Genomic DNA, 25,285 nt, shown 5'->3' on the forward strand with positions numbered 1-25,285 from the left:
AACAGATGAATGAACAAAGGATGGGACATGAAAATTGCATTAATTGGCCTTGGCGGTATTGCTCAAAAAGCGTATTTGCCCTTTATCACTCATATTGAAGGTATTGAATGGGTGTTTTGTACACGTAACGCCACGACTCTCTCTCAATTGGCTCATCAATATCGCATTAAAGAAACCTATACGGATTATCGCCAATTAGTGCAAGCAGGCGTAGATGCTGTGATGATCCACAGTGCAACATCCAGCCACCAATCCATTGCTCAATTTTTCTTAGAACAAGGCATTGCTACTTTTGTTGATAAACCCTTAATGGACAACGGTCACGATTGTGAAGCCTTATATGAACTTGCGGCCCGCAAAAATACCCCATTGTATGTTGGCTTTAATCGTCGCCATATTCCTTTATTCAACCAGCATTTACATGGCATACAATCTGGCAAGCCTGAGCAATCATTATTGAGTTTACGCTGGGAAAAACATCGCTTTAATCAACCGGGTGAAGTAAGAACCTTTATTTTTGATGACTTTATTCATCCGCTCGACAGCGTCAATATTTACGCCAAATCTGATCTACAAGATATTCAAGTGATTAGCCATAAAACAGCGAATCAACAACTGGCTAGTATCAACGTGCAATGGCAACAACAAGGCAGTTTATTAAATGCTTCGATGAACCGAGTGTTTGGTCAAACTCAAGAAACAGTAACGGCTTGCTTTGAAAATCAGTCTTATCAATTCACTAACTTTATGCAGGGCACCCGTTGGCAACAAGATAAGGCAGAAAATTTAACGACAAAAGATTGGATGCCAATGTTAACCACGAAAGGTTTCGCCAATATGGTTGAAGAATGGTTGAATGTTGTGGATAGCGGCAAAATGCCACAGCAATTAATCGATAGAAATATTGCTTCCCATTTATTAGCTGAAGCGATTTGTCAGAAAGTGGAAAAGCTAAAATAGTACTCAATAAAAAAGCGACTCATTTGAATAGTGAGTCGCTTTATTGTTTTGCAGATTTCGCTCCACCCATGATGATAAAACTTAGTCACCGTAGATGTCAAAGTTGAAATATTTGCTGGCGATTTTATCGTAAGTGCCATTTTGACGAATGGTATCAATCGCTTCATTAAAGGCTTCGGCCAGTTTCTTATCTTGTTTCCGTAATGCCAGTGCCGTGCCCTCACCCACATAAGCTTTATCCGTCACAGGCTCACCAGCCAATTCAAAACCTTTACCTAGCGGTTTATCTAAGAAGGCCAGTTGCAGTTGATCGGCATTGCTGAACGCCACATCCAAACGACCATTCGATAGGTCTAAATACACCTCATCTTGGCCTTTGTAACGTTTAATGTTTGCTACATCACCAAACTTCTCGGTTACATAAGTATCGTGAATGGTGCCTAACTGAACACCGATGTTTTTGCCCGTTAAACCGGCTTTATCCATCTTATAATCAGCATCGGTTCTTGCCACAAAACGAGCAGGCGTTTGGTAGTATTTATGGGTAAACAACACGCGTTTTTTACGCTCTTCAGTAATACGCATTGATGCCATGATCACATCGGCTTTTCTTGCTAATAGCGCAGGGATTAAACCATCCCAATCTTGTGAAACCCATTCACATTTAAAATTCGCTTCTTTACATAGAGCATTGGCAATTTCGATATCAAAACCCACAGGCTTGCCTTCCGCATTTTTATAATTGAATGGAGGGTAAGTAAAATCCGAGGCCAAACGAACCACTTTTTGTTCTTGTGATTGAGCGGCACCCGACACGACAGCCAAGCAAATCGACACTAAAGTCAGTAATTTTTTCATAGTAAATCCCTTTATTATTCTGTTATTAAGCTAAGGTCTGTGACCATCAACAGCCTTAAATCAATCAGTATTGTTTTAACACATCTAACGTTTTCGTCATGCTCTCGGCAGAACCAATCGAAATTCTTACACACCCTTTTACGGTTGCTTCTTGTGCCGGGCTACGTGCCACAACGCCATGATTAAGCAAGTATTGATAAAAGTTCTCACTTCCTTTAAAGCGGATAAGCACAAAGTTGGTACTTGATGGAAATACCTTTTCTACCATTGGCAGTTGGCTCACTTCTCCCATAAACCAATCGCGAATTTCAATCAATTCTGAGGTTTGTTGCGCCATTTGTTGTCTGCCGGTTGGCGATAAGGCTTTCAAAGCAATCTCGGCGCTTGGATCAGCAATCGGGTAAGGCGCAACCAAACGTGAAACATAAGACATCACACTTTGATCGCCGATTAAAAAACCAATGCGAATCGCGGCGAGACCAAAGGCTTTTGATAACGTGCGGATCACCACCAAATGCGGGTATTGCGACATTAAATGCAAAACTGTGCTTTGCGGAGCAAACTCAATATAGGCTTCATCCACCACCACCAAGGCTTCGTCTTTAGTACATTCCAATAAATCGACCAAATCTTGCTGGGCAAGTACATTCCCAGTCGGGTTATTTGGCGAGCATAAAAACACAATACTGGTTTCCGCTAACTGCTTTTTAATATCGATAAGGTTAAGCTGAAACTCTGCGGTAAGTGGCACTACCGCCGTTTTCACGCCCATCGAATCGGCACAAAATTCATACATACCGTAAGTCGGTGGACACACTAAAATTTGATCGTTACCTGGCTTACAAAAGGTTCTCACCAACAAATCAATGGCTTCATCGGCGCCGCGAACGGCCATAATTTCGGCACTATCAGCCATCACAGGTTGCGCTTGTTTACAATAATCCCAATAAGCAAAAGCCAGATCTGTAGGTAGATAATCAGGATAGCGATTGTAGTGCGAATTCCCCCCTTCTTTTTCATCCCCATATTGGCAACACACTTCGAGTTCATTTGCATTCAACCAGACATGATTTTCGGTATTTTTCATACCACGCGCGATACGTCGAGCAGATTGATAAGGTATGAGTTTTTTTATCGAATCAGGTACTAATTTTTCTATTAACTGATGTTGTCCTGTTGTCATCCATCGCCTCCAATCGAATACCCTCGTAAATAACAAGCCACCAAAAGCATTTATATTCACAAAGAAAGCATAAATAATTAACTTTTGACTACTATATAAAGAATAGAAAAAATAAGAAGCGAAAATTAATCATACAAGCTATGATAAAAACTCATCACTAAACGGATTTAGGCATTCAGGATGTACCACAAACTTCCCACAATCAAAGAGCTACATTCTTTTATCATTACAGCAGAGGAACTGAATTTTACGGCGGCAGCAAATCGTCTAAATGTGACGCAAGGCGCAGTCAGTCGACAAATTCTCTCTCTGGAAAAACGATTGAATGTAGATTTGTTTCATCGACACGCTCGCGGGCTGAGCTTAACGGCTAAAGGAACGGAGTTTCTTCCCTTTGTTGAACACACCTTAAATTACTTACATCGCTCAATTGAACATGTCGCGCATGACAAGCAGAAAATCAAACTGAAAGCACCAAGCTGCATTACCACTTGGTTACTACCCAAGTTGATGGATTTTCAACAAAACCATCCTGAAGTGGATGTTGAGCTAACCTCATCAATTAAGCACAATGTGAATTTCGCCACGGAGCCTTTTGATGCCGCGATTGGCTATGGCAATTTTGAAGAACTGCAAACACAAGATTCCACATTAGCCTACAACAAATTATTTGATGAAATTTTAACGCCCGTCTGTACAAACCAAATGACGTTAGCGATGAATAACATTCATGATTTGGAAAAACAGACTTGGCTTCATGCAACGGAACAACAAACCGATTGGCGACTGTGGTTAAGCGCATTAGCCATTCAAGAAAATGCGCTTTCTCTTAATCAATTGAAGGGAAAAAAGAACCAGCATTTCGCCACCCTTGATCTGTCTGTGAATGCCGCTATGCATGGCTTTGGTATTGCGATTGGAGACATTAAACTCGCAGCACAAGACATCGAGCTTGGCCGGTTGAGAGCGCCCTTTTCACTTCAAGTGGCATCAGGTAAAGGTTATTACTTTATTCGGCCAAAAACATCGCATCATTCCAGCAGTCAAGCTGCCCATATCGAGCACCTTCTGGCTGCGCTATTGGCCGAATAAAATTTAACCACAAATGAGCAACTAGCGCGTTGCGTCGAGTAGCTGTTGTGGATTTTCCCAACGCAAGCGGTGACAAAGAACTTGAGAGCCACACGGCGCTTTCCAAATAAAATCACCGCTATTTTGTGGTCTTAAAGATAAATAAAAGGCTTTGGCGGGGGCATTGCCTTCCAGCACCTCTAGGTACAGACCTGAGTCAGAAAAATGCTTTTCAGCCCATTGTGCTGCATTGGCCAGTAAAGCTTTTCCATACCCTTTACCACGCTGGCCATCAATAACGTGAAGGTTATCAATCATGGTGCCTTGCTCAAAACTGTGATTGCCATATAAGCAAACAAAACCACAGATCTGATCGTTATCTTCAAGCACTAGCACCCCCTGATTGAGTGGAGGCTGAGTGAGTCGAGTCTGCCACATGGCCAAATGTTCATCTTCTACACGATTGTTTAAATACTCAGCATCCAATAAGCCTTGATAAACTTGTTGCCAGCTTTTCGCATGAATTTGGGCGATACGTGAATAGTCTTGAAACTCAGCTTCTCTTACGAACATCCTTGCTCCTTAAAGAAATAATGGGAAAGTGACATCAATAGCCCACTCCATGTGTGCTCTGATTATCTTATTGTTTTCTCTAATGTATCGAAAAATCCACCGAACATTGCACTTTTTTGTGTATACCATTCAGAACAATTGAACTGATAGCCCCGAGAAGCTATCAAAAAAGCCAGCAGATCACTCTACTGGCTTTAATTTCACAAAATGAATCACTCAATTTCTAGCTACGCTTTGGCTGAGTATAAGTCTTACCTGCTGCTGCATAAGTATCTTTATTTTTTACATCGAACATGATGTCGAAGAACCACGCTACAAAGCGGATAATATCGTCACCTTCATTCATAATATGTTCAACGTATTCTTGTTCAACACCATTATCATCGGTTTGAGTGCTGACATGGTAAATACGGTTTTGCCCTTCAACTTCTGCAATCGCAAATTGACCAGAAAGAGATTTAGCCGCATCGGCTACATTACTATCGCTGTTCATTTGTAAGAACTTAAGTGCTGTTGGTACTGAGTCTAGGGTGCAAAGAGTTTTTACCAGTGTTTCATAATCGCTGTGTTGCATGTCATTAACCTTTTAATTCATTCACTCTCATAGAGTGAGCAGTGGCGGCATCTTACACTAGTTTGATCTCAATTTGGACTTTGTTTAACTTCACACCACATAAAAAAGAAAAACCCCGACACTTTCGTATCGGGGTTATAGTCTTACTCGCAGCATTCCAGCTACTATTGATGCTCCATGCATCGAATCCTTGATAGTGCTTATCCTAAGCCTTTCCGTACTTCGCCATCCGAGCGGTGTCCTAAGCCTTCCTTGCAAGCTAATCTTCCTGACTAGCGCTCATCACTTGTTCCTTGAGCGGTGTTCCTTCCTCAAACTAGAGGTATCCATTAAATCCGTTTTAAGCTGCATCCTACAACTTAATCTAATCCGTTTAATGTCCTTTGCATCCTGCTGGTCGTTATCCTAACCACCAAACTTCATCCTGAATAAAGCCGTCTTAGCTTTGCTTGAATCCTGTGTCGTTTCCCTCTCGACACCAGTAAGATTACGCTTCTGCTGATTTTCCTCAAGTGACCCAGTTCAATTTTTTATATCCAAATTGATTCGGTCAAACAAAACAAAAACATAACCAAACAAAAACAATGAGTTATGTTAAATTGATGCGAGGTGTTAGATAATAAAAACGACATTGCTTACAGTTGGTGTGAGAGATTTCGCACAGCGAACTTCCTATTTTTGACTATGTTTCTTTTGTGTCAAAAATAGGAAAGTAAGATTAGATGTTGTTAAGCGGATTTATTGGTCGAAAACTGACGCTTTGGGTTCGGCTTACGTTTGGCAGGTGAAGCTGCGCCTTCATTTTGTCCTTGCTTTGGCTTACCAGTATGACGACGGTTTTTACCTACAGGCTTGTGACCACGCGCATTATCGCCAGAACGTTGCCCATCTTGTTTTTCATTGGCTTTCTGGTTTGAAGTAGCTCTGTGATTTGTATTAGCTCTGTGGTTTGTATTAGATTGGCGCTTAGCTTGCCCTTCCGCGCCATCTTGATTGAATTGTACTTTCTTCGGCTTTTTCGGTTTCTTTGGCTTGATTGGTCGAGTATCTAACTTTGACTCTGGCAGTTTATTGACCACATCAAAACCTTCTAAGTTTTTACGTGGTAGAACTTGCTTAATTAGACGCTCAATCGAAAAAAGATCTTTGGCTTCATCGGCGCACACAAGAGAAATTGCTTTACCAGTCGCACCCGCACGACCTGTACGGCCAATGCGATGCACGTAATCTTCTGATACGTGCGGCAAATCGAAGTTCACGACTTGCGGCAATTGAGCAATATCGATACCACGCGCAGCAATATCGGTTGCCACTAAAACTCGTACTTCGCCAGTTTTGAAATTTTCGAGCGCTTTAGTACGTGCGCCTTGGCTCTTATTACCGTGAATTGCCGCAGAGCTCACGCCCTTTTCATCTAAAAAACGACTTAATCGGTTAGCACCATGTTTGGTTTTGCTAAACACAAGTACCTGCTGCCAATCATTATCTTGAATAAGCTTTAATAGCATTGGGGCTTTTTTCTTTTGATCCGCAGGATAGATGCATTGATCAACGGTTGTCGCGGTTTGATTGGCTGGGTTAACCGAAATCTCAACCGGGTTATTCACTAAGCCTTTCGCTAAAGCGCGGATCTCATCAGAGAAGGTTGCCGAAAATAGAAGGTTCTGACGTTTCGCCGGCAGCATTGCTAAGATCTTACGAATATCACGAATAAAACCCATATCCAGCATACGGTCAGCTTCATCAAGCACCAGCACTTCTAATTGAGAAAAGCGCAATGCATTTTGATTGTATAAATCCAATAAACGGCCAGGGGTTGCGACCAACACATCCGTGCCTTTACGCAGTTTCATCATTTGCGGATTAATTTTAACGCCACCAAAAACAACATTAGAACTTAGGCGAGTATATTTGCTGTATTGCTCAACATTCGCTTGCACCTGCGCAGCCAACTCGCGAGTTGGAGTTAAGATTAACGCGCGGACTTGATTTGGGCGTACGCGATTGCCGGTTGATAGTCGCTCAAGAATAGGCAACGTGAAGCCAGCCGTTTTACCGGTGCCGGTTTGCGCTGCGGCCATCACATCTTTACCTTCAATCACTGCTGGAATTGCTTTCGCTTGAATTGGTGATGGCGTGCTGTAGCCTTGCTCTTCCACCGCTTTTAATATAGGGGCAGATAAACCTAAAGAAGAAAAACTCATAAATATTGATCTCGAAAAATAGACAAGCCATAACGGCTTTGGGGGATGAATATCAATACCGTTATTGAGTTTTACTCAGCTTCACAGCAGCGATCTATCAAATATTTCAAACGACTAATAGAGTCGAAGGCTATCTAATAGAAACTGGGGAAGAGATATTAATAATTCGGAATGTGGCGCTATTGTGACGGCTTGATCAGATTGCAGCAAGCTTTATCGTGATCTAATTCACATTCACAGCCAAGACAGTCGGTTTCACAGTGAGACGATTTTCAATGGCTATACTTGTCTGAAAGAAAATCTGGATTAACTATTTCACTTTTGTTTGAAAATCGGTATTCTTGCCGACCTTGAATAAATCATGGATTGATAGTGAATAGTTATGCGATGGATTGCGCGATTTTTAAGCATTATCATTTGAGAGCATAATGAACAACACTCCAACACAACCAGGTAACGACAAGGTAGAAAAACAACACTACCCATTAAAAACATACCTAACCTTTCTTATCCCCTCTTTGATTGGTTTGTTTTTATTCATGGCGCCGCTGAGCTACCAAGGTTCTTACACCATTCCGGTTGCCATTCTCGCTAAAGCGATGCAAGCAGCAATCAGTACCCATATTGTGCAAATCATTACGGTTGTTATCGCATTCATGGCGATCGTCACCACGCTTTATAAAGCCATCAAACCGAGCTTTATTAAAAATAATGCCTTTTTACACTCTTTATTAACCCCAACCCCAATTTGGTATGTGGTACGTGTTTGCGGTGGTATTGCAGCCGTGATGGCTTATTACCAAATGGGCCCAGAGATGATCTGGGAAGAAAACACTGGCGGTATGGTGCTTTCTGGCTTGCTGCCAACACTATTTTGTGTGTTCATTTTTGCCGGCATGTTATTACCACTGCTACTTGATTTTGGCCTGCTTGAACTATTCGGTACGTTACTCAGTAAAGTGATGCGCCCTATTTTCAATTTGCCTGGTCGCTCAGCCATTGACTGTATGACGTCTTGGCTGGGTGATGGCTCGGTAGGTATTTTGCTAACCAGCAAGCAGTATGAAGATAAATTCTATACTCAACGTGAAGCAGCGATTGTCGGTACCACCTTCTCAGCAGTATCGATTACGTTTAGCCTCGTGGTGATCGCGCAAGTTAATCTGGAGCACTTATTCTTACCTTTCTACGCTGCGGTTTGTCTTGCTGGCTTAGTGGCCGCGATTATTTTGCCGCGTATTCCACCACTACGTTGGAAAAAAGATGTGTTCATCGATGGCTCAGAACCCGATATGAAAGCCGATGACTTGCCACCAGGGCACACCAATTTTTCTTGGGGTATGCACCTTGCGTTAACCAAAGCAAACAACGTAGGTTCATTCAAAAAAGTCTTAATTGAAGGTGTGAAAAATGCCATTGATATGGTGTTTGGCGTACTGCCAGTAGTCATGGCATTAGGTACGGGCGCATTGATGATTGCTGAATACAGCTCATTTTTTGAAATTATCGGCCAACCTTTCATTCCATATTTAAAGCTGTTGGGTATTCCTGAAGCCGTCGCAGCATCACAAACCATTATGGTCGGTTTTGCAGATATGTTCATTCCTGCGATTCTTGCTGCGCCGATCCACAGCGATATGACACGCTTTGTCATTGCAGCAATGTCAGTTACTCAATTGATTTATATGTCGGAAGTCGGTGCTTTATTACTTGGTAGTAAAATTCCAGTCACATTAATTGAGCTGTTCGTGATCTTCATTTTACGTACCCTCATCACCCTACCTGTGATTGTTGGTGTAGCGCATTTAATTTTCTAAATCCAATCTGCACTATATCCAAAGTAATTGAAGTTGCAGTGAGGCGACAAGTACGAAGGATATAATAAAACAAGCCTGCACGATTTTCTCAGAACCATGCAGGCTTGTTTATTTCTAACTAAACGAATTGATTATTCAGAATTACAACACTTCTAAACTATCCACATCGATAGTCAATTCATTCCAATCTTTATCCACTTCACCACGAAGTACGACTGTATTCTCCGTTGTCACAGTACGGCCATGCCATTTTTTATCATCAATTTCGACCGTAATTTCACCCGTCTCATCAGCAAAAATATAGTCTTCATGGCCTAGCGAACTTTTGATTTTGCCTTTCAGCACTACTTTGTAATCGTCACTGGCGTCTTTGGCTTGTTTTACTGAAGTAATCAAATTTTGTCCATGACGCGGCCCTTGGAAACCACCTTGGCCATTATTAGTTGTACTTGGTGAAACAACCTCAGTCGCAGCCATTGCAGGCGTAGAAAGAACGGCAGCAAGCGAAAGTGTCATTAATGTTTTGTTCATAGTGTGTTCACCTTTTTATCATTATTTGTGTGTCGTTCGACGATATAAGGCTACTTTAACTAGGCTAATGTGAAGAGAGCGTGAAGAGTCATCATTTTTTAGTGATTGTGCCAAAAATAAAAATCAGGGCGATTTAGAGGCAAACACCACCTTCGCCATAAACACGTTTCCATCATTATGTGTGGAGAACGACCAACCCATGCGAGCACAAATACGCTCAATAATCACAAGTCCACAACCGTATCCGGAATTATGTAAATCATTACCCTCATGTTGATTAGTCACAGTTAATGTCCAATGATTCAAATCCACGTTGATATCACCAATGCTGTAACTAAAGGCATTTTTGATCAAATTGAGCATGACAATATCCACAAAACTTGGTGGCGCATCGACACAACTTGGATCGACTTCTTGAAGTTGATATTGAGCATCTTGTTTCGCAAAATACGTCGCCATTTCCTCTAATACCAAATGAATATGCTTAGAAAGATTTTCATGGCTCATGTGGTGCGCTTCTATTTGCTCTTTACCTAATAACAAAAACGCTTCGGTCAGGGTTTGCATTTGACTGCCAGCGTATTCAATTCGATTTATCGCTTTGGTCGCGACATTAGGAAGATTGGGCACTTTTTTCAGTAAGTCAGTCGAGCCTTTAATCACCATAATAGGTGTTCTTAATTCATGGGACGCAAATCGACTGAATTCTTGCTCGCGCTGAAAATAGGCTGATATTTGCGCTTTGTTATCCAGTAAGGTGTATTCAATACTGCGCGTTTCTTTATAAGGTGTATCCACGTCAAACGCCGGTTTATTCGGTGCCATTGAGGCTATTTTCTTTTCAATCTCAATCAATGGATGAGATAACAAACGCACAAAATAAATACCGTATGCCATGACCGCAATAAGAAAAATAGCGCCCACTAAAAAAGTAATCAGGTGCAAGTTATCTTCATATTCATCCAAATAATCATCGGCATCATCTTGGAAGACCACATATAACCAGCCAGATCCGGATGGATGTTTCGTGACAAGAAAGTGTTTATCTTCTTCACCAAGTTGTTCTTCAAAAAAACCGGGCTGCTGATACGGTTCTAGCCAGTCTGGCATCTCTTCTTTCGACCAGTACGTATCTAACTCTTGCGGGTCGGGTTTATCTGCACGGAAGCCATAACGCTTGTAGTTTTTTAAATATTCTTGTGTCTCTGTGGCTAGCCTATGCTCAAGGCTAATCACTTCAAGCCGGTCTTGAGCAAAGTAGATTAATCCCCAAAATAATAGGAACATCATGCTAGTGAGCACAATGAAAGTCATGCGAATTTTCTTTGCAAAACTGGGGGCATTAGTCATTTTTTAAGCGATATCCCTGTCCGTGCAATGTTTCAAGTCGGCTTGTTTCAAACCCTTTATCTAACGCACTTCTTAAACCATAAATGTGGCTGCGTAACGAATCACTAGAAGGAGACTCCTCGCCCCACACTTCTGAAATCACCGCCTCTTTCGAAACAATTGCCGGCGCATTTTTCAATAATAATTTAAAGATGGTGCGCTGAATTTTACTGAGTTTGATCAACTGATCGGCGCGAAAAACTTCGTTGGTCTGTAAATTCATCGACAAATCCGCAAAAGACAAATTACCCACATCTAAACGAGGCCCACGGCGATGCAATGCCTGTAAACGTAAGCACAGCTCTTCCATTGCAAAGGGTTTATTTAAGAAATCATCACCGCCAGACTGAAAGGCTTCAATCTTATCGTTCAATGTGTCTTTCGCGGTAAGAAATAGAATCGGCGTACTGCAAAATAATTCATCTCGAATTTTCTTTACAGTACTAATGCCATCCAATTTGGGCATCATAATGTCCATCACAATCACATCGTAATGATTGTCTTTGATTAAGGTTAATGCACTCTCTCCGTTATAAGCGCAATCCACGGTCATCCCTTCCAATTCAAGATAATCCACTATGGTTTCCACCACGCTGTAGGTATCGTCAACAATCAATACTTTCATCATTTTCCAACTTTTTTGATGTTTATTTTATTTCTTCACGTTTGCTTGACGCTTTGCTCATTACCATACCTGCAAATCATCTCAAACCACAATACAAATATAAAAACTAAGGGTTAATCATGAAAAAGACACTTTTATGCTTATCAATGGCCGCTTTACTTTCCGCTTGCGGTGGTTCTTCATCGGACGACAGCAATTCTAGCAACGGTGCCGCTACGCCCACTAAATTAAATGGTGTGGCAAGTGCCGTAAGCGATACGCAAATTACCGTCAACGAGTACACCTTAGATGCACAAAATGCAGAAGTTAGTTACGACGATATCACTTGGAGCTTGCAAGACATTCAAGTCGGCATGCGCTTGGAAGTGGAAACCAACCGTCGTGGAACGGCTGAAGAAATTGACATTGAGCCAAATCTTGTCGGTGAAATTAGTGACGTGAATGCCGATTCCATTGTTGTTAATGGCATCACCGTTTCTACAGCTAATATCAACACGGCCTTTACTCAAGGTGATTGGGTGTTTGTAAATGGCTTTTTTGACGCCAACAATACTTGGCAAACAGATGGTGTATTCATTGTAAACGGTGTTAACCAAGCTGAAATTGAAGGCACAGTTTCTCAAGCGTCGGACAGTCGTTTCTTCATTGGCGCAACGGAAGTGGATTTTGCCAGTGTAGCAGTAGATGATGGACGTGCTCCCGTTAATGGCGATTGGGTGGAAGTTGAAGGTTATATGCAAGGTGCTGTCTTTATTGCCACAGAAGTAGAAGTTGAAAATGACGACCGCTACAGTGACATGGAACTAGAAGGTACTATCACTTGGGTGAACAACGAAAAATCAGTCATAGAACTTAATGGACGCACTACCGTTGCCATTACCGCAACGACTCGCTTTGAAGATGGCGTTCAAAGCGACTTGATCGAAGGTGCACAGGTAGATGCCGAACTGCTCAATGGAGACTCCGGTTTAGAAGCCACTGAAATCGACTTTGAAAACGGTTCAGGTTCTCAAAACACATCCGTAGTAAGTAACAAGTTTGCATTGACGGGAACTGCGACTTATATCGATGCAACTCACTTTAGCATCAACGGTTTTGAGTTCGTTGTGAATGCCAATACACATTTTGAAAACGGTTTAAGCCTAGATAGCTTATCTGGTGTAGAAATCGAAGTTGAAGGTATTGAGCAAACCAACGGCACAGAAACTATCTACTTGGTAAAAGAAATTGAAGAAATCGAAATCAACGACAACGATATCGATCTTCAAGGCAAAATGACTGACGGTACAATTTGGGCTTATGTTGCAACAGACGCCAGCTTAGATGCATACACAGATGGCGACCGTATTGATGTGGAATGTCAGTTAGTGACAATGAATTCTAGCGTGTCTAGCTGCCGTATCGATAACTAATTTAAACGAGCAAAAAATGAAAAATGGCGCAGAACTTTCAGCGCCATTTTTGTATTTCTAACTTTGATTATTGATTATTTCAGCTTTTTTAATTCAGCTTGCAGCGTTTCTAACTTAGCTTGGTCTTCTTCAATCTTTTGTTGATATTTGGCAATTTTGTCTGATTCTTGCTCTTCCATTGCCTCCGCCAAATCATCTTGGTGTTCGGCTAAGTCATCTTTGATATCCGCAATATCTTTGTGTAAGTCGCCTTTTAAACCATCCACTGTGCAGTGCTTTTTAATGTTTTCAAGTGCGTTGGTCAGACCCTTTTCTTTATTGGTGTTGCCTTTTTCTTTCGCGTATTCCAACTGCTTTTCAATGTGACAAACTTTGGCATCACAGCCAGTTAAATCTTCACAGTTTTGCGCCGCATTGGCACTAAAACCTACCAATAAACTCAAGACAGAAGTAGCAATAAGAGTGTGTTTCATACGAATATCCATAAACGTGTTGAGATATCACTACTATAGCTGAGATGACACGGTATGCATGTAGAATTTACGTCAAAATACTGTGCGATGCTCAAATCTACTTTTAGATATACCATCACTTTCCAAGGCTGATTTACCAAAATATCAGCCCGACAAATGGCGCAACCAAAACCGTCACTACACCCGCTATCATCATCACCATACTGGCCACGACACCTTCAGAGCTGCCAAGTTGATATGCCTTTGCTGTGCCAGCCCCATGTGCCGATGCGCCAAGACTGGCTCCTTTGCCTAAGTGAGAGCGTATGGATAAAAACGCTAAGATAGACTCCCCCACCGCCATACCTATCACCCCAGTGATCACCACAAATAACGCCGTGAGGTCGACTTCACCTCCCACCGATTTGGTTGCCTCAACTGCAAAAGGTGTCGTAATAGAACGCATGGCTAAGCTACGTTGTAATATTTCCGATAAGTGGAAAAACTTCGCCAATAATACCGTACTTGAAATCGCCACAATGACAGAGACACACACGCCCGTTGAAATCGACAACCAATGCCTTGCGATAAGTTGGCGGTTATCGTAAACCGGAATAGCAAATGCCACCGTTGCAGGGCCAAGCATCCAAAGTAACCAATGCGATTCACTCATATAGTCTTGATAAGGGATCTTAAAACTGACCACCATCACGACCAATAATATCGGAGCGAACAATAATGGCATCAACAATAACGACGGCTTGCGTTGATAACAAAATTTACTCAAATAGTAGAAAATGATGGTCATCAAAAAGCAGACTATACCAAGAAAATAACCCGATAATACCGTCATGTGATTAACCTAATTTTACTACTGAAGACGTTGAATGTTTATTCGACTTACGGCGTGCCAATTGCAATTCATAGCGATAAATTTTATCGACAACCAACGCCGTTACACCAATCACTAAAATCGTGCTTATAAATAAGATGGCTAAAATCTTCCCACCTTCATGCATCATTAAATCAGGATACTTAACCACGGCAACTACTGCGGGTACAAAGAACAGCAGCATTTCAGACAATAGCCATGTTGCCCCACTACGTAACCAATCCACATTAACAACACGAGAAAACAATAAAATCAGCAACAGCACCATACCGGTTAGATTAGCCGGAATAGGAAAATGAAACCGCTGAACTAAGTAATCAGCCACCAGCCAGATCAGTGAAAATATGACGACTTGAAAGAGAATAGAGAAAACACGCTTACACATATCAGTTTGTTCCACTTGCCATAAGATAGTTGCAGTATATGACGCAGAAAAACCATCGAAAAATGAATTATTTTTATAAAAATCATGCCAAAATGGAATGCAAATGTTTAACTGGAATGATGCCATGGATATCAAAGCACTAAGATATTTTGTTGAACTGATCCAACAACAAAGTTTCACTCGCGCCTCAGAGAGCTTATTTGTCACTCAGCCGACCATCAGCAAGATGATCAAAAATTTAGAACAATCCGTTAGCCAGCCTTTAATTCACCGTGAAGGGCGGCGTTTTTGGCTCACCGAAGCCGGCGAAATCGTTTATGCGCGAGCATTACAGATTCTCGAGTCAATGGAACAAATGCAGTCTGAATTGGACGATTTAAATCAACTCCAACGCGGTCATTTACGCTTGGGGATCCCCCCTATGGTTGGGCATCTTTATGCCTCTTTAATCCGAAGTTTTAAGCAGCGCTACCCGAATATTGAATTGACCATTGTCGAGTACGGTGGAAAGCGTATTGAACAAGCTTTACTCCACGGGGAATTGGACGTGGCGATGACCATGCTGGAAGAACAAGCCCGACCGGAATTCACTCAATTACCTCTCGATAGCTACCCTGTCCATGCCATTGTGCCTAACAGCCAACATTGGCAGAAACAAACTCAAGTAAAATGGAAAGATCTTGAACACGAGCCTTTTTATATTTACACCAAAGAGTTCACACTGAGTGAATATATCCACCAGCGCTGTCTGCAAGTTGGGTTTAACCCGCAAGTTTCTGCGCGTAGCAGCCAATGGGATTTTCTGGTCGCACTGGTAAAAAGTGGTAATGGGGTTACGTTTTTACCTGAACCGCTGTGTCACCGCGTTAAAGATGATGGTGTATTAGTCAAACCTATGGTGCATTCGATGGACTGGTCACTCGGTTTAATTTGGCATGCTGAACGCTATGTTCCGAAAGCGGCTGAGGCTTGGATTGAACTGTGCAGACACAAAAAATTAGGGCGTGCTTAAATAAAAAATACCCGTTCAACTTACCTGAACGGGCATTATCATTTGAAAATTATGGCTATTTTCCTGAACTGTAGTATTTCATTTTCATACGTAAAGCGACATTCACTAACGCAATTAACACAGGCACTTCCACTAATGGCCCAATAACACCTGCAAACGCTTGATCGGAATTCAAACCAAACACGGCAATAGATACCGCAATCGCTAACTCAAAGTTATTTCCTGAAGAGGTAAACGCAATGGAAGCATTTTGATCGTATGGTAGCCCCATCTTCTTACCAATATAGAAACTCGAAAAAAACATCAACAAGAAATAAATCACTAAAGGGATCGCCACGCGAATCACATCAAAAGGCAATTCAATAATCATCTCGCCCTTCAAGCTGAACATCAGAACGATTGTCGCAAGCAGCGCAATAAGAGTAATCGGTGAGATTCGAGGAATAAACTCTTCGTTATACCATTGCTCACCTTTTGCTGACACCAACCACTTACGGCTTAGAAAGCCCGCTAAAAATGGAATCCCAAGGTAAATCAATACGCTTTCTGCAATGTCCAACATGGTAATATCAACCGCAAAGCCTTCGAGGCCAAAATACGGTGGTAACACGGTAATAAACAGCCATGCCATGAAACTGTAAGTCACAATTTGGAACGCACTATTAAGAGCAACCAGCGTTGCACCATATTCTTTACTGCCACCACTGATGTCATTCCACACTAGTACCATGGCAATACAACGCGCCAAGCCAATTAAAATCAAACCCGTCATATAACCTGGGTAATCACGCAAGAAGATAATGGCCAGAGCAAACATCAGAATTGGACCGATAAACCAGTTCATGATTAAAGATAAGGTGATCGCTCTTTTATCTCGTGTTACTTCACCTAATAAGCTGTAATTCACTTTCGCCAATGGTGGGTACATCATCAAAATCAAACCAATGGCCAACGGGATATTGGTTGAGCCCACCGACATACTTTCATTCCACTGCGCGACCTGAGGAAAAGCAACGCCAATTCCAACACCGATTGCCATGGCTAAGAAAATCCATAAGGTTAGGTGTCTATCTAAAAAGCTCATTCTTTGTGACGCTGAAGTTTGCGCCGGTTCTACTGCATTATTCATCATGGTTTATCCAACTCTTACACTCTATTTATTCGCCAACCGAGTTACTCGTAAGCTAAGTTATTCCTAAGCCAAGCTATTCATAAGCCAAAGCCTGACAAGATCCTTTACCAACCTTATTTAGCTCTTTCTCAATCAAGACCTGATTATTTTGCAACGTGATTTGTAAAATCGTCCTCGCCCACTCTGGCAACTCGGGATTGATTCGATAATGCACCCATTTGCCGCGCCTCTCATCCAAGACGATTTCATGTTTACGCAACTCCGCTAAATGGCGCGAGACTTTGGGCTGGCTCAATTCCAACGCTTGCATCAAGTCACAAACACACAATTCACCAAGATGTTGCATTAACAGCAATGATTTCAAGCGAGTCTCTTCAGCTAGAGCTTTGTACAAAATAAGGGGAGACATCATTTTTCTCCTATCTAAAATATATGGAATATCATATATATGATATTTCAGATGTAAAGAGATAAAAAATAGCCACTTCGAGTTTATGAAGTGGCCATCGTGTGTAAATCTATTGTTGAAAAAACCATAAGTTGATATTTTTGTGAGATGGTAAATTGGTACTCAAGCATTCTGACCTTCAACTTGTGAAATGAAAATTCCAGACTGATCGATCATCGTTCCTGGCAAACTTGAACTCCATTCGACCGAATCTGTCACATGCACTGTTTCACCTGTTATCAAATGCAAGTTGGCATTAAACCCAACTCTATCACCCAAAGTCATTAATATTTGTTTTGGCGTTATTGTTAATGAGTCAACCTCTGTTATATCGCCAACAACATGGAGTTGAGCACTTACACTTATACCTGAATAGGTAAAATTAATTTGGGAATCACCTACGGAAAGTGGCGTCACTTCACCTTTATTATCAACACTCGCGATACTGTCATTCTCAACATCCCATGTGCCCATGCTACTGACATCTTCACGACCACCTTCCATGAAATTAGCCATGGCAATAAAATTAGCAGTCATTCCGACTAAGGTACTTTTTTCAATTGGAACGATTTCAATACTCGCTACAGTCTTATCACTTATGGTTAAGGTGCTGGTATTAGAAGTTAAGCCATTATATTTAGCGGTGATTGTCACCTCACCTTCATAATTCGACTTTGCTACTCCAGGTTCATCAAAGCTGACATTATCAGCATCAGAAGAAGCCCAATCCGCATCTTTTGTTACATCAGATACAAATGTCCCACCCTGAAAAATAGCAGCCGTATATGTTTGACTTCCCCCCGTAACAATCGAACTATTTTCAGGTGAAATAACTAACTGTTGTATATTATTATCAGCTCCCGAATCGGGATTTTCTAACAATCCCGTATCACCATTGTTCTTACACCCTGAAATGAACAAAATCATAAAAATTGATATCAATGTTATAAATTTATTTTTCATCATTTAACTTCTTCTTGTACTGTCGTATTAAACTCAATAGTTACTCGTCTATTTTTTTCTCTCCCTTTTTCTGTTGAATTATCAGCAATAGGTTCTAATTCACCTTTGCCTACAACATAAACATTAAAGCCTTTTAATCCATTGTTAATCATATAGTTGTACACTGAACGAGCCCGCTCTAGCGATAATTTTTTATTAAACTCTTCTTGCCCAATAGAATCCGTATATCCAGTTATTTTTATATTACCTGTCCCATATTTTTTTAGTGATTCGAGTGTTGAATCTAAATCTGAGAATGACTTCAATTTACTATCACCAAAAGCAAACAATGCGTTTGAATCTAGAGTTATTTCCTTTTGGGTATAGCGAATAGGCTCAGGCTGATTGAAATGATAAGTAAGACCTAATGAGGTAAAATGTAAATCAGCATTACCCGTATTATTTCCACCAATCCCATTAATAAATTGGTATTCGCCTCGAATTGACCACTGTCTAGACAATTTGTAATCGAGACCTGCCGCCGTCAATAAATGCCAATCATGATCTTTTTTCTTATCATCATCTTCTAGTTCAATATCTTTCTTAATGTTTTGATATGCAGCCCCTAATCGTAAATATGGTGTCCACTTATCATTAAGCCTGTACATGAATAAACCGGAAGCTTCGACGCCATAAATATCTGCTGAAATATCACCAGAGGTGTATTTAGCATCGGGCTTACCATAATCCGTCACACCACCTTCTAGAGCGAACCACGGGGCAAATTGATAACCGCCATACAAGCCATATCCTAGGGTGTCATCATTACAATCCTCTGCATTATCGGAGCATGCACCATCAAAAGCCCCCCAACCTGTCCTCAAACCAATATATAAGTGATCGTTATTTTGGTACGGCACATCTTGAGGGTTCATGGTTGTGCTTTCATCTGTCATCGTGTATTGCTTGTCATTAGCAGCAATCACTGATCCTGATACACCAATCAGTGATAACCCCATAATAACGTTAGCAACCGCTAATTTTTGTTTCATTAACCTGATACCTAACCGTTAAAAGTTGGGCGAATTTTATACAACCAATACCCCCCCAGGAATAGGCATTTGTCATTTAAAAAAAAATCGCAATGCAGGTTGCAGCACCGAAAAGCACGCTATATATACGCATGAATCTATAACTAAGAATGTGCATTTGAGATTCCCACACTAGGTAAAATAAATAGCTAGTCTCAGTTGGGATAACTAGCGATCACCCAGTACAGTACTTTGGACAGTAGCCTTAAAGCTAAATTGAAATGGGGCTTGCGATATGAGGTTGTATGAAGCTCTGTTCACAGCTCAACGAATGAACCATCCGTATCACCAGATACACCTAGGATTTTAAATTAAAAAGTGCTAGTGCCTGAAGTCAAACTAAAACATCGCAATGCTGCAATACCTATCAGACAGCCATTCCTACAAACCGTTTGCAGAGCATTAAGTATCAAAAAAGCATCATAAAAACCCATCTGTGACACTCATTGACACCATTGTTCTTGGGATGAGGCATATAATTTTAGCCCCTAACGCAAGCAAAGGAACACTTCAATGAAAATAATCAATACATCTATATTGGCACTAAGTTTGATAACTTTGAGCTCAGCGCAAGCCTTTGAATTAAATAGCAGTGATATTCAGGAAGGTTACCCGATGGCTAAGACCTTTGAATATAATAGCTGGGGGTGTAATGGTGGCAACCAGTCTCCTCAATTAACTTGGAAAGACGCTCCATCAGGTACTAAAAGTTTTGCAATCACAGTTTATGATCCCGATGCCCCCACAGGCAGCGGATTTTGGCATTGGATTGCATTCAACATTCCAGCTTCAGTCAACGAACTAGCACGAAACGTAAACATTAAAAAGCTGGGTGGTATCGAATCTCATATCGATTACGGTACTACTGGATTTGGTGGAGCCTGTCCTCCTCAAGGGCATGGTATGCACCGTTACCAATTTACCGTGTGGGCATTGCCTACCGAAAAACTAGAGTTAAACGAAAATACTTCAGCTGCTGTGATAGGCTTTACATTGAACAATATTGCTTTAGGCAAATCCAAGTTAACCGCTACTTATACTCGTTAAACCAAAATAACAAATAGGGGGAATGATGAACCAACAATATCAAGTTACAACATTTCGAGCAGAACAACTTCAAAAGCTCAGGAATGTAAGGATTCATTCCCCAAGCATTATTCAAATTATGACTGGCAGTAAACGTCTATTTTGGAGGGAGTCTGCCATAGATGTTTCTCACTCTGAATTGTTGTTATGCGAGGCTTACGAATCATTGAGTTTCGAAAACCTTCCACAAAAGGGAGCTTTTCGTTCCAGAGTGTTCAGCTTCTATGGATTACCGAGTAGCTCAATAATCGAACTAAGTAAAAGTAACAGCGGCGTAGTAAAAACTCCCATACTAGAAGCTAGTGACGCATTACAAGTTACACTAAACGCGCTTTTTTCATTCAATCAACAAAGCATGAGCCAGGATACACAATATTATTGGGTGCAGGGGCTTTATCAACAGTTGGCAGAACTTGGTGTATTACACTGTCTATTCGCTGATACCAATACGACATTTAGTCAGAGATTAAGTCGCTATCTAGCGAAAAATCCCAGTGAAGAGCATTATCTAGACGAGGTTGCTCAGCACTTTGCTATAAGCCGTTCAACAATGATTAGAAAGCTGAAACAAGAAAACACGCAGTATAGAGAAGTGCTAACAGAAGTCCGGTTAAATCATGCGTTAGACTTAATGCAAAAAGGTCACAATAACGTCGCAATATTGGCTCTTTCATGTGGCTATCAATCCGGAGGGCGCTTTAGCCAACGCTTTAAGGATAAGTTTGGACTAACACCAAGAGACTACATTAAAACCGTTACTAATCAATAGGTTAAGCACTCATAACTGCACATCAACTGACGCAGTTAATTGCCCCATGAAGAAACTTTAAATGATCCATGAAACACCGGCATTTACTCTTCTCCACAATATTCGTGCCGCTAATCGATCACCAACTTATTATTAACCGAATCTTAATGGTTTAGGATAATCAGGTTAATCATTTCGATCAGATTGGGAAAAGCATGTTTAAACCTTGCACATTTTTTAGAACACTTGCATGCTACCGTTTCAAGGCTTCTTTACCTTACCTACACCAGCAATCGACACTTTAAAACCTCTCTGACTCAAGTTCTCGTAAGTTTTAGTTAGATTTACTTTACTGAAGAAAGGGAGGATGCTTTTCAGCCTGTCGATTTATATCACGCATTAATGTTGATATGAGCTCGGGAATGTCTTCCTCTCCTGCTCGAAGCGGTGGCATGTCAATAACCCCTACAGCAAGTCGATAACAAAGATCTTCTCGAAATCTCCCTTGTGATGTCATCTCAAACAAGTGTTGATGTGTAGCAGCGATAATACGCACATCAACCACTTTAAGTTTGACATCACCAACTCTTGTAATTTTTTTTGTTGCAGCGCTCTCAGTAATTTAACCTGAATATTGAGCGGAAGCTCACCCACTTCATCAAGAAACAAAGTACCGCCATTTGCCTGTTTAAATAACCCAGCGTGCTCTTTATCTGCTCCCGTAAAGGCACCTTTTACGTGACCAAACAGAATAGAATCCACCAAATTCTCTGGTAAAGCACCACAGTTCACAGCTCTAAATGGTTTATCAGAGTGAAGACTTGCGTTATGAATGGCTGTCGCCATCACCTCTTTGCCTGATCCACTTTCACCAAGTACCAGTGCTGGCAAATCAGATAATACGAGTCTGTGAGCTTTTTTCACCAGACGTTGCATGATTTCCGACTTTGCTGTTATAGCTTCAAAAGCCGAGTCTAATTTAGGGCTGTCTGATGTCAGTGATTGTATGGCATTGGTAGAATATTTGGTGTATTCCGTAGCAAAATCAAAAATTTGTGGTTTACCTCTCAATCCCAAGTAAAACCCTGTTAAGTGGACTTTCACCTCCTATATTAGATTCAGGAGGAGCTCTATGTTTTTGCAAAGGCCTAAACCTTATAACGATGAAAGCTCCGAGAGCTTCTTTATCCGTGTAGCGAACCTTTCCAACCGATATAACAAAGATTAACCCCTACCGCCATTTCATCGTCACCATACTTTATATGCATAAAAAATGGCTGCACATTGGCAGCCACTTTTATTTGGATTTTCCGAGTTTACTCTTTACCGTACACGTTGTTTTCTTGCTCTTGAACGCGGATAAAGGTAGTACGCTTAGTTAACTCTTTAAGCTTAGCCGCACCAACGTAGGTACAGGTTGAACGCACACCACCAAGAATGTCATTGATGGTACCGTGTACCGAACCACGGAATGGAATGAGCACGGTTTTTCCTTCTGCTGCGCGGTATTTCGCTACGCCACCAGAGTGCTTGTCCATCGCTGATTGAGATGACATGCCGTAAAATTTCATGAATTGTTTGCCATCTTTTTCAATAAGCTCGCCACCTGATTCTTCATGGCCCGCTAGCATACCGCCAAGCATCACGAAATCTGCGCCGCCGCCGAAAGCTTTGGATACATCACCCGCGCAAGTACAACCACCGTCACCGATGATCATGCCACCTAAGCCGTGCGCTGCATCGCCACATTCAATAATGGCAGAAAGTTGAGGATAACCAACACCAGTTTTTACGCGAGTGGTACATACTGAACCTGGGCCGATACCGACTTTTACGATGTCAGCGCCAGCTAGGATAAGCTCTTCAACCATATCGCCAGTCACTACGTTACCAGCACTGATCACTTTATTTGGGAATTCCGCGCGAACTTTAGTCACGTACTCAACAAGGTGTTCAGAGTAACCGTTAGCAATATCAATGCAGATAAAGATCAAATCATCGCTCATTGCCATGATGTCTTTGGTTTTCTGGAAGTCAGCATCAGAAGTACCGGTAGATACCATCGCATTGTTTAATACGCTTGCATCATTAGACTCAATAAAGCCCTTCCAGTCTTCAACGGTGTAGTGCTTGTGAACCGCGGTCATTACACCGTGCTCAGCCAATGCTTTGGCCATATCGAAACTACCAACAGAATCCATATTAGCCGCAATAACAGGTACTCCAGACCATTGACGTCCGCTGTGCTTGAACGTAAAATCGCGGGTTAAATTTACTTGAGAACGACTTTTAAGAGTTGAACGCTTAGGGCGGAATAACACATCTTTAAAGCCTAACTTAAGTTCTTGTTCGATACGCATAATGCAAATTTCCTTTATTACATAAGAGGTATGTGCCAATTCTGGTGCAGGCAGTAATGTAGCTATTACTTGGTAAATCCTACATGCGTTATGAATGCTTTGGCAGAAGCGTTCATATATTTCGGACACAAAAAAACCGGAGCGTTGGCAGACGCTCCGGTTTTCAGCATTATAGGCTGTGATTTTTTTCTTTCTAGTCTGATATTTTAAATTTTTTTATGATACCTTATGCCAGATAGCACCCCGAAAACTGACTATTCAGTCAAGTCTAACGAGCATACAAAAACTTAAATATCAGTCAGTTACGGCCATAAAGTTAGAATAACAATTCGTAAAACAACTGCCATAATCAGCAAGCTCACGCCAATTTTATAGAACTTAAATTCGCTCACGGTCATATCAACACGTTTATAGAATGCAGTTACTGCCCCTTTCCAATCATGGCTGCGTTTTCCATATTCAAATAAGCTGAATAACACACACGCAACTCCAATCAATAAAATCGACTTTTCAACAATCACAAATGCCATTTCCATAAATACTTCTCCTCTGCTCTGGCTTTACTATGAAAGTCTAGGAGCAAAAGATCTGTAGTACTTAGGTCGAATTTTCGAGGATTTGAGATTTGGCGCAAAAAAAGAGCCGATCACAAATGATCGGCCCTAAGCAATAAATTTGTATAGCAGTGTTAGCTAATAAAAAGGAGATTACAGTTGAGCTGATGCTACGTAATCTTCTAGTTCTTGTAAGCTAACAGTTGTGATTAGCTCGTTGTTTGCATAGAAAGCAACTGCGTCGCCAGTCTTCACGCCACGTAGAGTTTTTTGCGTACCGTTAACGTAAGAAACGTTCATTTCTAGCGTGTTGTTGTCGATTTTTTGGATAGTTGTGTTTTCAACGTCAGCGTTGTTAGCTTGAACTGGCGCACCAGTTAGAGAGCTATCTACTTTATCGTTGACTTTCAACCAAGCTTCAACGCTTGTATCTACTAGAGCTGGAGACTTGTTAGTGATGATGTTTTTACCAGTCCAGAACTCGATTGAGTTGAAGATAAATAAGTCAGCAATAGAAGCGATACCGTACACTGGGCTCATTAGAAGGAATAGACCTTCACGAGCGTAACGGTTATCAACTGCCATTAAGTTCACTTTAGTTACTAGGCCAGTTACACCCATTTGACCCATACAGCCACTTAGAGTTGTTACGCCAAGAGCTGCTACGATAGCTACTTTCAACTTTTTCATAATAAATTACTCTCTATTAATGTTTTTAAATACTTAGAAGCGTTCAAGGTTAAACCCATTCAAGACAAACCATCTCAAAAACTCAAGGTTAACAGCCTCTTGTAAATCTAGCACACTGCCGTGGATAGAATAACTTTATTTACCTTATTTTTGAAGTAAGTAGCGATAATTGACATACCCAACTTGCTAATTTATATCCATTTTCATAGCCGGGATTCATAAAACATCAAGAATACATAATAAATAATTATTGTACTTACATATCAAAAACATAGATAAAACGTTAGTAGAACATA

26 protein-coding genes and 1 pseudogene are annotated in these 25,285 nt (G+C 41.2%); 7 read left to right on the plus strand and 20 right to left on the minus strand.

Features of this window, described 5'->3' with window-relative positions; genetic code table 11:
• The first annotated feature begins 27 nt into the window (after window positions 1-27).
• On the plus strand, window positions 28-960 hold the full coding sequence (locus Vgang_RS14900; protein WP_105901620.1) for a Gfo/Idh/MocA family protein: 933 nt from the start codon (window positions 28-30) through the stop codon (window positions 958-960).
• 81 nt (window positions 961-1,041) lie between these two features.
• Here the strand turns inward: Vgang_RS14900 and Vgang_RS14905 are convergent, their stop codons facing one another.
• Both Vgang_RS14905 and hisC read right to left on the minus strand, forming a co-directional pair.
• Complete coding sequence (locus tag Vgang_RS14905) at window positions 1,042-1,818, minus strand: ABC transporter substrate-binding protein (protein WP_105901621.1); 777 nt, start codon at window positions 1,816-1,818, stop codon at window positions 1,042-1,044.
• 64 nt (window positions 1,819-1,882) lie between these two features.
• Window positions 1,883-3,001: a histidinol-phosphate transaminase gene (gene hisC / locus Vgang_RS14910; RefSeq protein WP_105901622.1), complete on the minus strand. Its 1,119-nt coding sequence runs from the start codon at window positions 2,999-3,001 to the stop codon at window positions 1,883-1,885.
• Between the two features lie 180 nt (window positions 3,002-3,181).
• Here hisC and Vgang_RS14915 point away from each other — a divergent pair, with 180 nt between their 5' ends.
• Entirely contained in the window at window positions 3,182-4,093 is a 912-nt protein-coding gene (locus Vgang_RS14915) for a LysR family transcriptional regulator (RefSeq protein ID WP_105901623.1), read from the plus strand.
• Window positions 4,094-4,114: 21 nt separating this feature from the next.
• Here the strand turns inward: Vgang_RS14915 and Vgang_RS14920 are convergent, their stop codons facing one another.
• The 3 genes from Vgang_RS14920 to Vgang_RS14930 form a co-directional block, all read right to left on the minus strand.
• The gene (locus Vgang_RS14920) at window positions 4,115-4,645 is read right to left on the minus strand and encodes a GNAT family N-acetyltransferase (protein ID WP_105901624.1); all 531 of its coding nucleotides are present in this window, start codon (window positions 4,643-4,645) and stop codon (window positions 4,115-4,117) included.
• 223 nt (window positions 4,646-4,868) lie between these two features.
• On the minus strand, window positions 4,869-5,219 hold the full coding sequence (locus Vgang_RS14925; protein WP_105901625.1) for a hypothetical protein: 351 nt from the start codon (window positions 5,217-5,219) through the stop codon (window positions 4,869-4,871).
• Window positions 5,220-5,947: 728 nt separating this feature from the next.
• Window positions 5,948-7,423 carry a DEAD/DEAH box helicase gene (locus tag Vgang_RS14930; protein WP_245879882.1) on the minus strand — a complete coding sequence of 492 codons (1,476 nt, stop codon included), beginning with the start codon at window positions 7,421-7,423 and terminating at the stop codon, window positions 5,948-5,950.
• A gap of 425 nt (window positions 7,424-7,848) precedes the next feature.
• On the opposite strand from Vgang_RS14930, the gene Vgang_RS14935 reads away from it, so the two are divergent.
• Window positions 7,849-9,240, plus strand: coding sequence for a YjiH family protein (locus tag Vgang_RS14935; protein WP_406708316.1), 1,392 nt, complete (start codon window positions 7,849-7,851; stop codon window positions 9,238-9,240).
• Between the two features lie 141 nt (window positions 9,241-9,381).
• Here Vgang_RS14935 and Vgang_RS14940 read toward each other — a convergent pair whose 3' ends face one another.
• From Vgang_RS14940 to Vgang_RS14950, 3 genes are all read right to left on the minus strand, one after another.
• Window positions 9,382-9,771, minus strand: coding sequence for a YgiW/YdeI family stress tolerance OB fold protein (locus Vgang_RS14940; protein ID WP_105901627.1), 390 nt, complete (start codon window positions 9,769-9,771; stop codon window positions 9,382-9,384).
• Between the two features lie 123 nt (window positions 9,772-9,894).
• The gene (locus Vgang_RS14945) at window positions 9,895-11,085 is read right to left on the minus strand and encodes a sensor histidine kinase (RefSeq protein WP_245879883.1); all 1,191 of its coding nucleotides are present in this window, start codon (window positions 11,083-11,085) and stop codon (window positions 9,895-9,897) included.
• Window positions 11,086-11,113: 28 nt separating this feature from the next.
• Window positions 11,114-11,785 carry a response regulator transcription factor gene (locus tag Vgang_RS14950; protein ID WP_105901629.1) on the minus strand — a complete coding sequence of 224 codons (672 nt, stop codon included), beginning with the start codon at window positions 11,783-11,785 and terminating at the stop codon, window positions 11,114-11,116.
• A gap of 119 nt (window positions 11,786-11,904) precedes the next feature.
• On the opposite strand from Vgang_RS14950, the gene Vgang_RS14955 reads away from it, so the two are divergent.
• A complete protein-coding gene (locus Vgang_RS14955) occupies window positions 11,905-13,197 on the plus strand; it encodes a DUF5666 domain-containing protein (protein ID WP_105901630.1) in 1,293 nt (430 codons plus the stop codon).
• 74 nt (window positions 13,198-13,271) lie between these two features.
• On the opposite strand, the gene Vgang_RS14960 is transcribed toward Vgang_RS14955, so the two are convergent.
• The 3 genes from Vgang_RS14960 to Vgang_RS14970 all read right to left on the minus strand — a co-directional run bounded on the left by Vgang_RS14960 (window position 13,272) and on the right by Vgang_RS14970 (window position 14,926).
• Window positions 13,272-13,670 (minus strand): DUF1090 domain-containing protein, encoded by a 399-nt coding sequence (locus tag Vgang_RS14960; protein WP_157946009.1) that lies wholly within the window; start codon window positions 13,668-13,670, stop codon window positions 13,272-13,274.
• Window positions 13,671-13,803: 133 nt separating this feature from the next.
• Entirely contained in the window at window positions 13,804-14,502 is a 699-nt protein-coding gene (locus Vgang_RS14965) for an LrgB family protein (RefSeq protein ID WP_105901632.1), read from the minus strand.
• A gap of 4 nt (window positions 14,503-14,506) precedes the next feature.
• Window positions 14,507-14,926 carry a CidA/LrgA family protein gene (locus Vgang_RS14970; protein WP_105901815.1) on the minus strand — a complete coding sequence of 140 codons (420 nt, stop codon included), beginning with the start codon at window positions 14,924-14,926 and terminating at the stop codon, window positions 14,507-14,509.
• Window positions 14,927-15,050: 124 nt separating this feature from the next.
• Between Vgang_RS14970 and Vgang_RS14975 the strand changes: the two genes are divergently transcribed.
• Window positions 15,051-15,938: a LysR family transcriptional regulator gene (locus tag Vgang_RS14975; RefSeq protein WP_105901633.1), complete on the plus strand. Its 888-nt coding sequence runs from the start codon at window positions 15,051-15,053 to the stop codon at window positions 15,936-15,938.
• Window positions 15,939-15,993: 55 nt separating this feature from the next.
• Here Vgang_RS14975 and arsB read toward each other — a convergent pair whose 3' ends face one another.
• The 4 genes from arsB to Vgang_RS14995 form a co-directional block, all read right to left on the minus strand.
• A complete protein-coding gene (arsB, locus tag Vgang_RS14980) occupies window positions 15,994-17,067 on the minus strand; it encodes an ACR3 family arsenite efflux transporter (protein ID WP_105901816.1) in 1,074 nt (357 codons plus the stop codon).
• Between the two features lie 76 nt (window positions 17,068-17,143).
• Complete coding sequence (locus tag Vgang_RS14985) at window positions 17,144-17,482, minus strand: metalloregulator ArsR/SmtB family transcription factor (protein ID WP_105901634.1); 339 nt, start codon at window positions 17,480-17,482, stop codon at window positions 17,144-17,146.
• Between the two features lie 159 nt (window positions 17,483-17,641).
• On the minus strand, window positions 17,642-18,484 hold the full coding sequence (locus Vgang_RS14990; protein ID WP_105901635.1) for an Ig-like domain-containing protein: 843 nt from the start codon (window positions 18,482-18,484) through the stop codon (window positions 17,642-17,644).
• The gene (locus tag Vgang_RS14995) at window positions 18,481-19,512 is read right to left on the minus strand and encodes an OmpA family protein (protein WP_105901636.1); all 1,032 of its coding nucleotides are present in this window, start codon (window positions 19,510-19,512) and stop codon (window positions 18,481-18,483) included. The genes Vgang_RS14990 and Vgang_RS14995 overlap by 4 nt, the downstream gene beginning before the upstream one ends.
• A gap of 552 nt (window positions 19,513-20,064) precedes the next feature.
• Here Vgang_RS14995 and Vgang_RS15000 point away from each other — a divergent pair.
• Both Vgang_RS15000 and Vgang_RS15005 read left to right on the plus strand, forming a co-directional pair.
• Window positions 20,065-20,598, plus strand: a complete 534-nt coding sequence (locus Vgang_RS15000; protein ID WP_105901637.1) for a YbhB/YbcL family Raf kinase inhibitor-like protein — start codon at window positions 20,065-20,067, stop codon at window positions 20,596-20,598.
• A 25-nt stretch (window positions 20,599-20,623) separates the two neighbouring features.
• On the plus strand, window positions 20,624-21,406 hold the full coding sequence (locus Vgang_RS15005; RefSeq protein WP_105901638.1) for a helix-turn-helix transcriptional regulator: 783 nt from the start codon (window positions 20,624-20,626) through the stop codon (window positions 21,404-21,406).
• Between the two features lie 240 nt (window positions 21,407-21,646).
• Here Vgang_RS15005 and Vgang_RS17135 read toward each other — a convergent pair whose 3' ends face one another.
• The 5 genes and pseudogenes from Vgang_RS17135 to Vgang_RS15030 form a co-directional block, all read right to left on the minus strand.
• Window positions 21,647-21,772 carry a DUF6119 family protein gene (locus tag Vgang_RS17135; protein WP_406708317.1) on the minus strand — a complete coding sequence of 42 codons (126 nt, stop codon included), beginning with the start codon at window positions 21,770-21,772 and terminating at the stop codon, window positions 21,647-21,649.
• Window positions 21,735-22,321, minus strand: a pseudogene (locus tag Vgang_RS17140) (sigma 54-interacting transcriptional regulator). Before Vgang_RS17140 ends, Vgang_RS17135 begins: the two are co-directional and overlap by 38 nt.
• A 380-nt stretch (window positions 22,322-22,701) precedes the next feature.
• Window positions 22,702-23,745 (minus strand): GMP reductase, encoded by a 1,044-nt coding sequence (locus tag Vgang_RS15020; RefSeq protein ID WP_105901639.1) that lies wholly within the window; start codon window positions 23,743-23,745, stop codon window positions 22,702-22,704.
• 302 nt (window positions 23,746-24,047) lie between these two features.
• Window positions 24,048-24,281: a hypothetical protein gene (locus Vgang_RS15025; RefSeq protein ID WP_105901640.1), complete on the minus strand. Its 234-nt coding sequence runs from the start codon at window positions 24,279-24,281 to the stop codon at window positions 24,048-24,050.
• 171 nt (window positions 24,282-24,452) lie between these two features.
• Complete coding sequence (locus tag Vgang_RS15030) at window positions 24,453-24,989, minus strand: DUF3332 domain-containing protein (RefSeq protein WP_105901641.1); 537 nt, start codon at window positions 24,987-24,989, stop codon at window positions 24,453-24,455.
• Window positions 24,990-25,285 lie beyond the last annotated feature (296 nt).

Source organism: Vibrio gangliei (assembly GCF_026001925.1).
GTDB classification, from domain to species: Bacteria; Pseudomonadota; Gammaproteobacteria; order Enterobacterales; family Vibrionaceae; genus Vibrio; species Vibrio gangliei.